13 protein-coding genes are annotated in these 13858 nt (G+C 70.5%); 8 read left to right on the forward strand and 5 right to left on the reverse strand.

The features are described 5' to 3' along the window. The first annotated feature begins 26 nt into the window (after positions 1–26). The 3 genes from AB0L64_RS02660 to AB0L64_RS02670 all read left to right on the forward strand — a co-directional run bounded on the left by AB0L64_RS02660 (position 27) and on the right by AB0L64_RS02670 (position 2652). On the forward strand, positions 27–851 hold the full coding sequence (locus tag AB0L64_RS02660; RefSeq protein WP_363706986.1) for a glycerophosphodiester phosphodiesterase family protein: 825 nt from the start codon (positions 27–29) through the stop codon (positions 849–851). A gap of 241 nt (positions 852–1092) precedes the next feature. Next, a complete protein-coding gene (locus AB0L64_RS02665; protein WP_355693373.1) occupies positions 1093–1509 on the forward strand; it encodes an ATP-binding protein in 417 nt (138 codons plus the stop codon). A 171-nt stretch (positions 1510–1680) separates the two neighbouring features. Further along, positions 1681–2652, forward strand: coding sequence for a DUF5926 family protein (locus AB0L64_RS02670; protein WP_363706989.1), 972 nt, complete (start codon positions 1681–1683; stop codon positions 2650–2652). Positions 2653–2878: 226 nt separating this feature from the next. On the opposite strand, the gene AB0L64_RS02675 is transcribed toward AB0L64_RS02670, so the two are convergent. Together AB0L64_RS02675 and AB0L64_RS02680 are read right to left on the reverse strand one after the other, a co-directional pair. Beyond that, complete coding sequence (locus AB0L64_RS02675; protein WP_363706991.1) at positions 2879–4111, reverse strand: arginine deiminase; 1233 nt, start codon at positions 4109–4111, stop codon at positions 2879–2881. Between the two features lie 94 nt (positions 4112–4205). Then, a complete protein-coding gene (locus tag AB0L64_RS02680) occupies positions 4206–4796 on the reverse strand; it encodes a dihydrofolate reductase family protein (protein ID WP_363706993.1) in 591 nt (196 codons plus the stop codon). A gap of 249 nt (positions 4797–5045) precedes the next feature. Here AB0L64_RS02680 and AB0L64_RS02685 point away from each other — a divergent pair, with 249 nt between their 5' ends. Both AB0L64_RS02685 and AB0L64_RS02690 read left to right on the forward strand, forming a co-directional pair. After that, positions 5046–5843, forward strand: a complete 798-nt coding sequence (locus AB0L64_RS02685; protein ID WP_363706995.1) for a glycosyltransferase — start codon at positions 5046–5048, stop codon at positions 5841–5843. After that, positions 5833–7371, forward strand: coding sequence for a DUF2029 domain-containing protein (locus AB0L64_RS02690; RefSeq protein ID WP_363706997.1), 1539 nt, complete (start codon positions 5833–5835; stop codon positions 7369–7371). The genes AB0L64_RS02685 and AB0L64_RS02690 overlap by 11 nt, the downstream gene beginning before the upstream one ends. Here AB0L64_RS02690 and larC read toward each other — a convergent pair. Both larC and larB read right to left on the reverse strand, forming a co-directional pair. Continuing rightward, positions 7368–8708, reverse strand: coding sequence for a nickel pincer cofactor biosynthesis protein LarC (gene larC / locus AB0L64_RS02695; RefSeq protein WP_363706999.1), 1341 nt, complete (start codon positions 8706–8708; stop codon positions 7368–7370). The two genes, AB0L64_RS02690 and larC, sit on opposite strands and share 4 nt — an antisense overlap. After that, positions 8708–9424 carry a nickel pincer cofactor biosynthesis protein LarB gene (larB, locus tag AB0L64_RS02700; RefSeq protein WP_363707001.1) on the reverse strand — a complete coding sequence of 239 codons (717 nt, stop codon included), beginning with the start codon at positions 9422–9424 and terminating at the stop codon, positions 8708–8710. The genes larC and larB overlap by 1 nt, the downstream gene beginning before the upstream one ends. Before the next feature lie 103 nt (positions 9425–9527). Between larB and AB0L64_RS02705 the strand changes: the two genes are divergently transcribed. Then, positions 9528–10013 carry a DUF4446 family protein gene (locus AB0L64_RS02705; protein WP_363707003.1) on the forward strand — a complete coding sequence of 162 codons (486 nt, stop codon included), beginning with the start codon at positions 9528–9530 and terminating at the stop codon, positions 10011–10013. Between the two features lie 24 nt (positions 10014–10037). Here AB0L64_RS02705 and AB0L64_RS02710 read toward each other — a convergent pair whose 3' ends face one another. Then, positions 10038–11600 (reverse strand): diacylglycerol kinase family protein, encoded by a 1563-nt coding sequence (locus tag AB0L64_RS02710; protein ID WP_363707005.1) that lies wholly within the window; start codon positions 11598–11600, stop codon positions 10038–10040. Positions 11601–11727: 127 nt separating this feature from the next. Here AB0L64_RS02710 and serS point away from each other — a divergent pair, with 127 nt between their 5' ends. After that, positions 11728–13002: a serine--tRNA ligase gene (gene serS / locus AB0L64_RS02715; RefSeq protein ID WP_363707007.1), complete on the forward strand. Its 1275-nt coding sequence runs from the start codon at positions 11728–11730 to the stop codon at positions 13000–13002. Next, positions 12999–13802 (forward strand): HAD family hydrolase, encoded by an 804-nt coding sequence (locus tag AB0L64_RS02720; protein WP_363707009.1) that lies wholly within the window; start codon positions 12999–13001, stop codon positions 13800–13802. Before serS ends, AB0L64_RS02720 begins: the two co-directional genes overlap by 4 nt. Positions 13803–13858 lie beyond the last annotated feature (56 nt).

Below are 13858 nucleotides of genomic sequence, written 5' to 3' on the forward strand. Positions count from 1 at the left end.
GCCGACCCTGTGAAAGAGTTTCTTTCATGCGGAAGCTCCCGCGCGTCGTAGCTCATCGCGGCGCCAGTGACGTCAATCCTGAGCACACTCTCGCGGCGTACCAGCGGGCGATCGAAGTCGGCGCGGACGGACTCGAGTGCGATGTCCGGCTGACCTCCGACGGGCACCTGGTGTGCGTCCACGACCGCCGGATCGAGCGCACGTCGAACGGCCGCGGCGTGCTGTCCACGATGAGCCTCGAGGAGCTGGAGACGTACGACTGGGGCTCCTGGAAGCATCCGTGGGCCGAGCTGGACGAGGACGCCGAGCTGCCCGGCCTCGACGTCCGGAAGGTGCTCACGCTCGAGACGCTGCTCGCCACCGTGCGGGACGCCGGCCGGCCGGTCGAGCTCGCGATCGAGACCAAGCACCCGACCCGGTACGCCGGCCTGGTCGAACGCCGCCTGATCGAGGCCCTCGACCGCTTCGGCTGGGCGCACCCGAAGGTCGGCAGCGAGTCCCCGGCCCGAGTGATGAGCTTCTCCTGGCTCTCGCTGCGCCGGATGCGTGCCGCGGCGCCCGGCCTGCGCACGGTCCTGCTGATGGACCGCGTCCCGCTGCGCTTCCGCGACGGCTCGCTGCCGACCGGCGTCTCGTACGCCGGACCGAGCCTGGAGATCGTCACCGCGCATCCGGAGTACGTCGACCGCGCGCACAAGCACGGGCACCAGGTCCACGTCTGGACCGTGAACGCCGAGGACGACATCCGGCACTGCCGCGACATCGGCGTCGACGCGGTGATCAGCGACCGCCCGGACGTCGCGCTCCGGGTCCTCGCGGAGGGGCCGGAAGGCGTAGGACGTCGTAACTGACCAGCGGGTTTGTGACACGCCGGGACGAAATTGTGTGGCTTGTGTCACGCGGTTCGGATACGTAGCGACATGAATGCAGGCGGTTATCGTAAACGTTCAATTCCGTCGATTTCGTTACGGTTTCAGCGTTTTTGGCCGTGATCTTCGAGAGGCTATGTAACGGAATACTTGCGGGTGTTTTCCGGGCGTGGTTCGTGGGCAGAAGTTCCTGTGGCTGAACCGATCATCGAGGAGACCGTGCTTGTCCTCTGCGACCCTGCCCGCCGACGTGAGCGTCGTGGACGTCGTACTGCCGCATGAAGTGTCCGCGGTAGCGGACGCCCGTCGCCGTCTGGCCGCCTACCTGAAGCGCTACCGGGTCACCGTTGCCGCCTCTGACGACGCGCAGCTGGTGCTCTCGGAGCTGCTCTCCAACGCCATCCGGTATGCACCCCCGCTGCCGGCCGGTGAAGTGCGGGCCGCGTGGTGGATCGACAAGGCAGGAATCCATGTCGAGGTCACCGACGGCCGCGGCGACACCGAGCCGCAGCGGATCAGCGACCCGCACCCGGAGTCGATCGGCGGCCGCGGCCTGGCCATCGTCGACGTCCTCACCTCCGGCTGGGACGTCCGCACCGCCAGCTCGCACCGCACGGTGCACGCGGTGATCCCGAACTGATCCGCGCGCCTCCCCGGCGCCCGTCCGCCCCAACGCGAGGGGATACCCCCTGGTGCGGGGGGCTCTCCGTTGGTCTGCGAGCGGAGAACCCCCACCACGAACGGTTAACCCTTCGCGTGCGGTGGGAGCTGGTTGGCCCTCGGGTGGGCTCGGCTGTAAGACTGCGGGGTTATGGGAAAGAAGTCGCGGCAGCGCGCGAAGAACACGACGACGACCGTCACGCTCGACCCGGCCGATCTGGTGGACGTCGGGCCGCGCGAACCCTGCCCGTGCGGTTCGGGCAAGCGGTTCAAGCAGTGCCACGGCAAGGACCGGGCGCAGACCGCGGACAGCTTCGTGGTGCGGCCGTTCGAGGGGCTGCCGTCGGAGTGCGACCTGATCGCCTTCCGGGAGATCGTGCCGTCCGGCACCGTGCAGATCGAGCTCGTCGGTGACCACGCCGGCAAGGTGATCAACCTGGTCACCCTGCTACCGATGGCTATGCCGGGTGTGGTGCGCGACGACGAGACCATCTGGATCGGGATGCAGACGCACGCCTCGTCGGGCGACCCGAGCCGCGATCTCGGCCACGCGATCACCGCCGCGCTGCGCACCGACCCGGGACACCCGGTGCAGGTCGGCGACCTGATGAAGGACGGCCCGCGGCTGCAGGACCTGATCGACACGAGCAAGCCGCTCGACATCAAGGTCCACGACGGCTTCGAGTACTGGGTCGGCGAGAACGTCGAGGACCCGACCGGTGAGGTCGCGGCCGGTCTGGAGCGCGCGAACGCCGCGGCTGCGCCGACGGTCCGGCTGGAGTCGGTCGAGGCGGCGTACTGGACGACGATCGGCGATCGCATCTACCTGCGCTGGGTGCTGCCGCACACCGAGGACACGCTGCTCGACGCCCTGGCCCGGCTGCACGCCGCGGGCTCGTCCGCGATCGTGGACGGCAGCCGGCTGATCGGCTCGTTCCGCGCGCTCGGCGTCCTGGCGCCGGTCTGGGAGCTGCCCGCCGGCACCGAGGCCGCCGACGTCGAGAAGCCGGCCGCCGACTTCGCGACGGCGCTGGAGAAGGCACTCGCCACCGAGGCCCCGCTCACCACCGAGGAACGAGCCGCCCGCGCCGGCCTCGCCAGCCGCCAACTCACCATCCGCTGACCCGCAGCAAGACGAACGCCCGGCTGAATCATCAGCCGGGCGTTTTCTCTGTACTCACAGTGGTCTAGGCCATGACGTCGAATCCAGCCTAGGAACGTGGACGGCCCAAGTCCTGCTGACGGGGGAGCAACAGGGCCTGGGCCTAGGCATGAAGAGTACTCAGGCCAAGGGCTCCGCACAACCCCCGATTTCACTCCGCGTGTCGCCAGGCTCACAACCCACCGGGTCAGGTGGTGACTGGGGCGCGGAGGACCGGGCAGGACATGCAGCGGGGGCCGCCGCGGCCGGAGCCGAGTTCGGAGCCGGAGATGCGGATGACCTCGATGCCGGACTCCTCCAGGCGCGCGTTGGTCTCCACGGTCCGCTCGTAGGCGATGCACACCCGCGGCGCCAGGGCCAGGGTGTTGTTGCCGTCGTCCCACTGCTCGCGCTCGGCCGTCACCGGGTCCAGGCCGGTGTCGATGCGCCGCAGGGTGTCGATGCCGAGCGCCTTCGCCGCCGCGACCAGGAACGGCTCGGACTCCGCGACGTGCAACCGGTCGCCGTCGGTGGTGACCGCCAGCGCCCGCATCTCCTCGGCCATGTTCGGATACATCAGGACGGCGTCGGTGTCGACCATCGTGCAGACGGTGTCGAGGTGCATCGTCGCCCGCTGCTGCGCGATCGGTACGGCGAGCACGGTGTGGGCGAGGCCCTTCGTGAACACCCGCTGGGCGAGCCGCTCTACGCCGGCAGGCGTCGTCCGCTCGCCGACTCCGACCGCCAGGACGCCGGGGCCGAGCGCGAGCACGTCCCCGCCCTCGACATGCTCCAGTTGGTGGTCATACACCTTGTCGGCCCCCGCGAACCGCGGGTGGAACGTGTAGATCAGCTCGGTCAGCTGTGTCTCGCGCGCCCGGGCCGGCATCGCGAGCGAGGTGACCGCCACCGAGTCCCGGATCCAGACGCTCGAGTCGCGGGTGAAGAGCAGGTTCGGCAGGGGGTCGATCAGGAAGTCCTCGTGCGCCAGCAGCGAGGTGACCAGCCCGCCGGCGTGCACCTCGTCGTTGCGCACGCCGGCCATCAGGGCCTCGGCCAGCGCGGCCGGCTCCAGGTCGCCGAGGGCGGCCCGCAGGTAGTCGCGGAGGGTGTCGCCCAGCCGCAGGTCCTCGGTCGCGCCGGCGACTGCCTGGGCGCGGGCCTCCGGATGGTCGAGCGACTCGGTCAGCAGCTCGCCGAGATACAGCACCTCGACGTCGCGGTCCCGGAGCGCCTGGGCGAACGCGTCGTGCTCGTCCTGCGCCCGCCCGACCCACGGGATGCCGTCGAACAGCAGCTTGTCGTTGTTGCGCGGTGTGAGCCGACGGAGCTCGTTGCCCGGCCGGTGCAGCATCACCGTCCGCAGCGGACCGACCTCACTGTCGACGCCGTACGCCGTGCCGTCCCGGAATCCCTGGCCGTCCTGCCGCGTCTCGGTCATCCGTCCGCCCTTCGCCTCCGCCGTGCCCACCACGCTACGGCAACCCGGTCAATCTGTCTGATTGTCCGACAATATGCGTCGGATGGCCAATCGGTCAGGAGCGGACCCGGTCGTAGATCAGGCAGAGCGCGCCGGACTCGGTCGGGGTGGAGTCGGTCAGCTTCCAGGAGGTAGCCGGCAGCCCGTCCTCGAAGAGCCGGGCGCCGCCGCCGACCAGCTCGGGGTCCAGCGTGATGCTCAGCCGGTCGATCTCGTCGGCGGCCAGCAGTGCACGGATCACGCTCGAGCTGGCCAGCACGATGATGTCGCCGCCGTCCTGGGCGCGGAGCTGCTTCACCACGTCCGCGGGCTCGCCGTCGGCGATCCGGGAGTGCTGCCAGGGCGCCTCGGTCAGCGTCGTCGAGAAGACCACCTTCTCGGTCTCGTTCAGCCACTGCGAGAACGCGCGGTCCTGCGGGGCCGCATTCTCGTCGTCGGCCACCGCCGGCCAGAAGCCGCCGAAGCCTTCGTAGTTCTTCCGGCCGAGCAGGATCGTGGTGGCCGGCCGGGTCACCCGGATCATGTGGTCCCGGGCACCCTCGGTGATCGCGTGCGGCACGATCCAGCTCATGTCGTAGTCGCCGCCGGCGCCGTTCACCCGCCCGTCGAGCGAGAGCGAGATGTTGGCGGTCACAGTGCGGGTCATGTCCTTACCTCTTCCTGATCGGTTTGCCTGACACCTGAAATCCTGCCGCCGCGGCGGCCCCGGAACATCTGCCAGCCGGCCGATATCGGGCGGCCACCGGGCCGACGGCGCGGCCTGTCGACAGAGAAGATGCCGTGATCCGGACCCCGTCCGGCGGTTTTCCACAGGCTCGTTCGAAAGAACGAGAAATCCACAGGCGGTGGCCGCTGAGGCAGTCGATCGGCTGCGGAGGAACTAGGCTGCAGTGCTGTGCCCGATGAAGACCTGTCCTCCGAACCGTTCGAGCGTGCCGTCGCCTGCGTGATTCCGGCGAAGGACGAGGCCGACCGGATCGCGGCGACCGTCGACGCGGTGCACAAGATCATCGGCGTCGACCTGGTCGTCGTCGTCGACGACGGCTCCACGGACGGCACGACCGAGGCGGCCGAGCGGGCCGGCGCGGTCGTCGTGCGGCACGAGCGCAACCGCGGGAAGGCCGCCGCGATGGAGACCGGCGCGGCCGCCGTCGCGGAGCGCGACGGTGCCCGGCCGCGACATCTGCTGTTCCTCGACGCCGACCTGACCGACACCGCGTCCGGGGCGGGCCCGCTGATCGAGCCGGTGCAGACCGGCCGCGCGGACATGACGATCGGGACGCTGCCGGCCCAGGTGCGCGCCGACGGGTCGAAGGCGGGCGGACACGGGTTCGTGGTCCGGCTGTCGCGGGCCGGGATCCAGGAGGCGACCGGCTGGGCGCCGGAGCAGCCGTTGTCCGGTCAGCGCTGCCTCTCCCGGGCCGCGTTCGACTCCGCGGTGCCGCTGGCCGCCGGCTTCGGGGTCGAGACCGCGCTGACGATCGACCTGGGGCGGAAGGGCTTCCGGATCATCGAGGTGCCGATCGACGTCCGGCACCGGGCCACCGGGACCGATCTGCGCGGCCAGCTGCACCGCGCGAAGCAGTATCTGCACGTCCGCCGTGCGCTCGCCGCCCGCAGTGCGCTGCCCGCGGACGGTGGTGGGCCGTCGCTGCGCAGTCTGTTCCCGCGGAGACTTCGCAATGAGCACTGACGCAGGCCTGAAGTACGGCCGCCGGGCTGTCGCGCTCTACATCGCGTGCACGGCGCTGATCGTGGCGGTCGGCCTGCTCGGCCCGTCCGTGGTCGTGCTGACGCTGACCAATCCGCACGCCTGGCTCCCGTCGTACTGGTTCGACACCAAGCCGAACGACTGGCTCGTGACGGTGATGATCTACGTCGCGATCCTGCTCGGCGGGTACGGCGTTTTCCTGGCCACCAAGGCGTTGAAGCACGGCTGGGCGCCGCGGGTCGACCGTTTGATTGCCTTGGGCATCGGTACGACAGCGGCCGTCACGCTGGTCCCGCCGATGGCCTCCGGGGACGTCCTGATCTACGCGGCGTACGGGCGGATCATGGCGCTCGGCGGCGATCCGTACACGGTGTCCCCGGCCGACACCATCCGGCTCGGGTACGACCCGGTGATCGCCGCGACCGAGCGGCCGTGGCAGGGCGCCCGCAGTGTGTACGGGCCGATCGCGACCTGGGTGCAGTGGCTGTCGTCGCTGATCGGCGGTGACTCCGCGCAGCTCACCGTGTGGATGCTGCAGTTGTCGGTCGGGATCGCCATCGTCGTCACCGGGCTGTTGCTGGTGAAGCTGGTCGGCAAGGACCTGCCGGCCCGGCGGCGGGTGATCATGCTCGGCCTCGCGAACCCGCTGATCCTGTGGTCGGTGCTGGCCGGTGCGCACAACGACGCGATCGCGGTGATGTTCGCGGTGATCGCGCTGGTCTTCTTCCGTCGGCACGTGTTCCTGGCCGGCATCATGATCGGCGTCGCGGGCTGCACGAAGCTGTCGATCGGCCTGGTCGGCGTGGCGATGCTGTGGGCGCTGCGAGCCGACCGGCGCAAGTGCCTGTACTTCTGCGGCGGCGGCGCGCTCGCCATGGGCGGGCTGTATGCGATCGTCGGCCTGCAGGCGTTCCAGCAGGCCCGGTCGCAGACGTCGTTCATCTCCACCGGCACGCCGCACAAGGTGCTGCTGAGCTTCTTCACGCTGTTCCTGCCGAACGGCTTGGTGCGGACCGTTCTGGCGATCCTCGCGTGGGTCGGCCTGATCGTGGTCGCGATCCTGCTGACGCAGGTGTTCCCGAAGTCGCTGGTGCCGCAGACACACCCGGACGACCCGACACCGGCCGCGATCCGGTACACCGCGATCTACGCGATCGCCTGGGTGCTCACCGCGATGTACTCGCTGCCCTGGTACGACGTGATCGCGTGGGTCGCCCTGGCCGCGGTCGCCGCGTCGAAGGTCGACAGCCTGATGGTCATCCGGACGACGATGCTCGCGATCGCGTACGTCCCGGGCCGGGATCCACACGCGCGCCAGGTCGCGGCCAGCCTGTCGGACTCGCTGGAGTTCTTCAGCGCGCGACTGCGGGACACCATCTGCCCAGCGGTCGAGCTGGCGGTCCTGATCGGCCTGATCGTCTGGGCCCGCCGCAACGGCGCCCAGTGGTGGCCGTACGACTGGCCCCGCCGCAAGCAGAAGCCGCTCCCGGAGAAGGCCGCGTCGGTCTAGCTCCAGAGCGCTTCCGCCGCGGCGACCGCGCGGGCCAGGACAAGCTTCACCGGCTGGTTCAGCTCGGCCGCGGCCGCGACCACGTCGTCGTACTCCGGTTGCACGTTCACGACCTGACCGTCGTACCGGGCGATCTTCACGCTGATCGACTGGCCGTCGAGCTTGATCGTGGTGAACTCGCGGTCGGCGGCGTGCTTGCTGATCGGGTACTCGCGCAGCCCGATCGCGGTCGTCTCGGCGAGGATCACGCGCCGTACGGCGTCCGCCTTGGTGCTCGTCACCAGCACCGAGAGCGTGTGCGCCGGACGGCCCTTCTTCATCAGGATCGGGGTCAGCCAGGCGTCGGCGGCGCCCGCCTTCAGCAGGCTCGCCAGGATCTGCGGCCACAGCCGGGGGTCGAGGTCGTCGACGTTCGTCTCGTAGACGAGTTCCGTCGCCGGGCGGTCCGTGGACTCGCCGACGATCACGCGGAGGATGTTCGGGACCTCGACCGGGTCGCGCCCGCCCGCCCCGACACCGGTCGTGCCGACGCGCATCGGCGGCATCATGCCGAACTCGTCCGCCAGCGTGGCGAGCAGCGCGGCGCCCGTCGGGGTCGTCATCTCGTACGGCGCCGTGCCGCCGACGACCGGTGCGCCGGCCTCGGCCACCAGGTGCAGCACCGCCGGCCCGGGGATCGGGATGCCGCCGTGCTGCCCGCGGACCTGACGCCCGCCGCCCAGCGCGATCGTCGACACGACCACATGCTCCAGCCCGAGGCTGACTGCTGCCGCCGCGACGCCCACGATGTCCGCGATCGCGTCCAGCGCCCCGACCTCGTGGAAGTGCACGGTGTCCGGCTCGACCCCGTGCGCGGACGCCTCGGCCCGAGCCAGCCGCGCGAACGTGTCGAGCGCCCGCTCCCGCACGGCGTCGTCGAGCGGTGCCTCACCGAGCAGTCGGCGAACCTCCGCCCAAGCCCGAGTAGGTCCGTGCCCATGCCCGTGTCCCGCGCCGGCGTCGTGCCCATGCCCGTGTCCCGCGCCGGCGTCGTGTCCGTGCCCCGCGCCGTGCTCGTGGCCGTGCCCCGCGCTGTCGCCATGTGCGTGCCCGCCGTCGGCGTCCTGCTCGCCTGCGGCCGGGATGTTCTCGGGGTGCGGCGTGCCGTTGACCTTGACCGTGGCCTTGGTGGCGGCGATCTGATGACGGGCTGTCTGGGTGACGGTGACGGACAGGGACGGGTCTACCGCGGCGACTGCCGCGTTCACGAACGCCAGGTCGGCGCCGGCTGAGATCAGGGCGCCGAGGAGCATGTCGCCGGACGCCCCGGCGGAGCAGTCGATCCAGGCGGTGCGCATCAGGCGTCCTTCCGCTCACGCGGAGCCGACTGCCGGGCGACGCGGGCGGCGAACACACCGGCCCCGAACCCGTTGTCGATGTTCACCACGCTCACCCCGGGCGCACACGAGTTCAGCATCCCGAGCAGCGCGGCCAGCCCGCCGAACGAGGCGCCGTACCCGACCGAGGTCGGCACGGCCACCAGCGGTACGCCGACCAGTCCGCCGACGACGCTCGGCAACGCGCCCTCCATCCCGGCGACCACGATCAGGCAGTCCGCCGCGTCCAGCCGCTCGCGCTCGCCGAGGATCCGGTGCAGCCCCGCGACACCCACATCGGTGATGACGTCGACCCCGGCCCCGAACACCCGAGCCGTCGTCGCCGCCTCCGCGGCCACCGGGGCATCCGACGTACCAGCGGCCACGACAGCCACCGTCCCGCGGCGCGTCGGCGGCTCGCCGAGCACTGCCGTACGTCCGACCGGGTCGACCACGGCATCCGGCAGCGCGGCGGCGACGGCGTGCTGCGCCTCGTCGGTCAGCCGGGTCGCCAGCACGGCGTGGTCCGGGTGCGTGGCGTGCAGGGTCCGCAGCAGTTCCACGACCTGAGACGGCGTTTTTCCGGCCCCGTAGACGACTTCGGCGTCGCCCGTGCGCTCCAGCCGATCGGTGTCGAGCCGCGCGTACCCGAGGTCGTGGACGCCCGGTTGTACCCCCTGGTCAGGCAAATGTGTCACGCCGCGAATCTACGTTGCTCCGGCCCGAGGTGCCGCATCCGTCCCGTCCTGTGCACGTTGTGCTATCACCTGAACACTCAGGCGATGCCTTAGGCTCTCGTGCGTGTCTTCGTCGTTAGCCGGTGCCTTCGGGGTCGCCGCCCTCTTCGTGGCGGTGCTAGCCCTGGTGTTCGCGATCCAGGCCGTCCGGGCCCGGACGGTCTCGTCGGACCACCTGCCACCCGCCGCACACCCCGAGCCCGAACCGCAACCGGCCCAGCCGGAGGCCAAGCCCGGCACGGTGAGGTCGGAACTGCGCAAGCTGGGCAAGGACCTCGACGTCACCCGCGCCGAACTCAAGGGGTCCCTCCAGCACCTGGCCGTCGTCCGGTACGACGCCTTCGGCGAGACCGGCGGCAAGCTCTCGTGGTCGATGGCGATCCTCGACGACAACGGCGACGGCGTCGTCCTCACCTCGATCAACAGCCGCGCCGACGCCCGCACGTACGCGAAGGAGATCAAGTCCTTCACCAGCGAGTCCAAGCTCTCCCCCGAAGAGGAAGAGGCCCTCGACAACCTGCGCAAGGAAGCCGGCCCCACGGTCGACTGACCTCGCCGCCGGCCCGGTACGCCGTCACCGGCGTTTCGGGACCCGAGCGGTCAGCGCTCCTGGTTCGATCTCGGTGTAGAGGGAGCGGCCGGGGCCGATCGGGTCGCCGTCGAGCTGGCGCTGGACGTCCACGGCGGCGTGGATCTCGACCTTGCGGCCGGTGAAGCGTTCCAGGTACATGTCGGTGCGGTTGGTGCGTGTCATCAGGCGCCAGACGACGATCGGCCACTGGGTGACGCGGCGCGGGGCGATCACGACGACGTCCAGCAGGCCGTCGTCGGGACGGGCGTCGGGGAGCAGCGGGATGTTGGCCTGCAGCATGCCGACGTTGCCGATCACGACCGTGCGGACGCGGCGTTCGATCGTCTCGCCGTCATCGATGGTGAGCTGCACGCGGACCGACGGATGGTTGATGTTCTTCGCCGCCGACACCAGGTACGCCGTCCAGCCGATCTGCTTCTTCAGGTGCGGCGGGGCGTCGGAGATGATCGCGGCGTCCAGGCCGAGCCCGGCCATCACGGCGAAGCGGTCGGTGTCGAGCTCGTCGCCGTGGACGCGGACCAGGTCGATCCGCCGGTCGCGGCCCTCGAGGATCCGCTCCAGGGCGTCGTCCAGGTCGAGCGGGATGTGCAGGTTGCGCGCCAGCAGGTTCCCGGTGCCGGCCGGGATCACGCCGACCGGGATCCCGGTGTGGGCGAGCGTCGAGCACACCACCCGGACCGTGCCGTCACCGCCCGCGACCAGCACCAGGTCCGATTCGTACTCGATCGCCTGTTTGGCCATCGCGTTCCCGGCGTCGTCGACGCGGGTCTCCAGCCAGAGCGGGTCGTGGAACCCGCGGACCGCGAGTGCCCGCGTCACCTTGCGGCGGAACGCGACACCGTCGCCGACCTTGATCGGGTTCACGATCACCGCGGCCTTCGGCGGAGACGTCGTACCGTCGCCCCCGGACGACGGGATCCGGCGACGGCGCCGCCGCAGCCCCGGCCGGAGGCCGAACCCGATCGACGTCGCGGTCAGGATCGCCAGCCCGAGCGCCCAGCCGCCGAGTACGTCGGACACGTAGTGCACGTTCAGCGCGATCCGGTCCGCGGACGCGATCCACACCACCGCGAGCACCGGCAGCAGCACCAGCAGCCGGAACCGGCGCCGCCAGCCGCGCACCGACGGCAGCACGACGCCGAGCGCGCCGGCCATCACGAACGCTGCCGTCGCATGGCCGGACACGTAGGAGAAGCCGTCGGTCTCGACGAGCATCCCGGCCGGCCGGTCCCGCTCGAAGATCGCCTTGACCACCTGGACCAGGATCAGCTCGGCGGCGGCCGACGTCAGCAGCCAGATCGTCAGCAGCCGGGCCCGGCGATGCCACAGGTACGCGGCGACGATCACGATCACCGCCCGCGACGTCCACGGCAGCACCACCGCGCCGACCACCTGCCAGAAGTCGACGAGACCCTCGTGCGTGGCGCCGTACGACGCGGCGCGCGCGGCGACCGACTGGTCCCAGCGGGCCAGCGGCGGCCAACCCCGGAACACCAGCAGCGTGATCACCGTGAGCGGCAGCGCACCCAGCACGACCGTGAGCACACGGCCGACCGAACTGGGTGGGTGGTGGTTCATTGCCCGCTCGGATCCCCCTCGATGGTCACGTGTGGCCACCCCATCATCCCGAATAGACTTCGCCGGTTCAGACACGCCCCGATACCCTCAGGGTGTGATTGACGCGAAACTGCTCCGTGAGACCCCCGATGTCGTGCGCGCCGCCCTGACCAAGCGCGGCGAGAGTACTGACCTGGTCGACCAGATCCTGGTCGCCGACAGTGAGCGTCGATCGTCCATCTCCGCCTTCGAGGCGCTCCGGGCCGAGCAGAAGTCGCTCGGCAAGCAGGTCGCGCAGGCCAAGGGCGACGAACGGGCCGCGCTGCTGGAGCGCACCAAGACGCTGGCCGCCGAGGTGAAGACCAACGAGGCCGCGGCGAACGAGGCCGGGAACCGCTTCGACGAGCTCGCCCGCGCGTTGCCGAACCTGGTCTCCGACGAGGCCCCGGTCGGCGGCGAGGACGACTACGTGGTGGTCGAGGAGGTCGGCAAGCCGCGCGACTTCGCCGCCGAGGGTTTCGAGCCCCGTGACCACCTCGAGCTGGGCGAGCTGCTCGACGCGATCGACATGGAGCGCGGCGCGAAGATCTCCGGCTCGCGGTTCTACTTCCTCAAGGGCGCCGGCATGCTGCTCCAGCTCGGCATGCTGCAGCTGGCGATCCAGCAGGCGGTCGAGGCCGGCTTCACGCCGATGGTCACGCCGACGCTGGTCAAGCCCGAGGTGATGGGCGGCACCGGGTACCTGACGGCGCACGACGACGTCTACCGACTCGAGGACCCCGAGCTGTACCTCACCGGTACGTCGGAGGTCGCGCTGGCCGGCTACCACATGGACGAGATCCTCGACCTGTCGAACGGCCCGATCCGGTACGCCGGGTGGTCGTCCTGCTACCGCAAGGAAGCCGGGTCGCACGGGAAGGACACCCGCGGGATCATCCGTGTCCACCAGTTCGACAAGGTCGAGATGTTCTCCTACTGCAGGCTCGAGGACGCCGCCGCGGAACACCTGCGGCTGCTGGCCTGGGAGAAGGAGATGCTCGACAAGATGGAGCTGAGCTACCGGGTGATCGACACCGCCACCGGCGACCTGGGCGTCTCGGCGTACCGGAAGTTCGACTGTGAGGCGTGGGTGCCGACCCAGGGCCGGTACCGGGAGCTGACCTCGACGTCGAACTGCACCGACTTCCAGGCCCGCCGGCTGAACATCCGGCACCGCGACGCCGACGGCAAGACGCAGCCGGTCGCGACGCTGAACGGGACGCTGGCGACCACCCGCTGGATCGTCGCGATCCTGGAGACCCACCAGTTGGCGGACGGTTCGGTCCGCGTCCCGACCGCGCTCCAGCCGTACGTCGGTGGCCGCGAGGTGCTCGAACCGGTCGCTCGATGACCGACAGCCCACTCTTCGAGCGGCCGACGGCTGTTGCCCTGGACATCGACGGGACCCTGATCGATCACGACGAGGGGATGTCGTCCGCGGTCCTCGACGCGGTCCGCCGGACGGCCGAGCAGGTGCCGGTGATCCTGGCCACCGGCCGGGCCTGGTCGACGACCAGGCCGGTGGCGCAGCGGCTCCGGCTGCCGGCCGACGGACTCGTTGTCTGTAGCAACGGTGCGCGCACGCTCCGCTACCCGGACGGCCAGGTCGTGGACGAGCGGACCTTCGATCCGTCGATGGTGATCGAGTCCGTCCGGCGGTACGCGCCGAACGCGCGGATGGCGGTCGAGGAGTACGACGGCAGCTACCTGGTCACCGAGCCGTTCCCGGACGGCGACCTCGGCCGGGACGCGCGGATCCGGGTGGTCACCGACGAGGAGCTCGCACCGCAGCCCGTGACCCGACTGATCATCCGGGACCCCAACCAGTCCGAGAGCGATTTCGTCCACCTGGCGGAGCGTCTCGGCCTGCACGGGGTCAGCTACTTCGTCGGCTGGACCGCATGGCTCGACATCGCGCCGGAGGGTGTGGACAAGTCGACGGGACTCAAGGTCGCGCTCGCGCAGTACGACCTGGACCCGGCCGGCCTGCTCGCGATCGGTGACGGGCGCAACGACATCGAGATGCTCGGATATGCGGGTCTCGGGGTCGCGATGGGCTCCGCGCCGGACGAGGTCAAGGAGTCCGCCGACGAGGTCACCAAGTCGGTCCAGGACGACGGCGTCGCGGCCATACTCAACCGCTGGTTCTGAGTCAAGGCGTTTCGGCGACAACCGAAACCCTTGACGCATCCGATGCCGCAGGCAAG

The sequence above is a fragment of the Kribbella sp. NPDC051936 genome, from assembly GCF_040680955.1.
In the GTDB taxonomy this organism is placed as follows: domain Bacteria; phylum Actinomycetota; class Actinomycetes; order Propionibacteriales; family Kribbellaceae; genus Kribbella.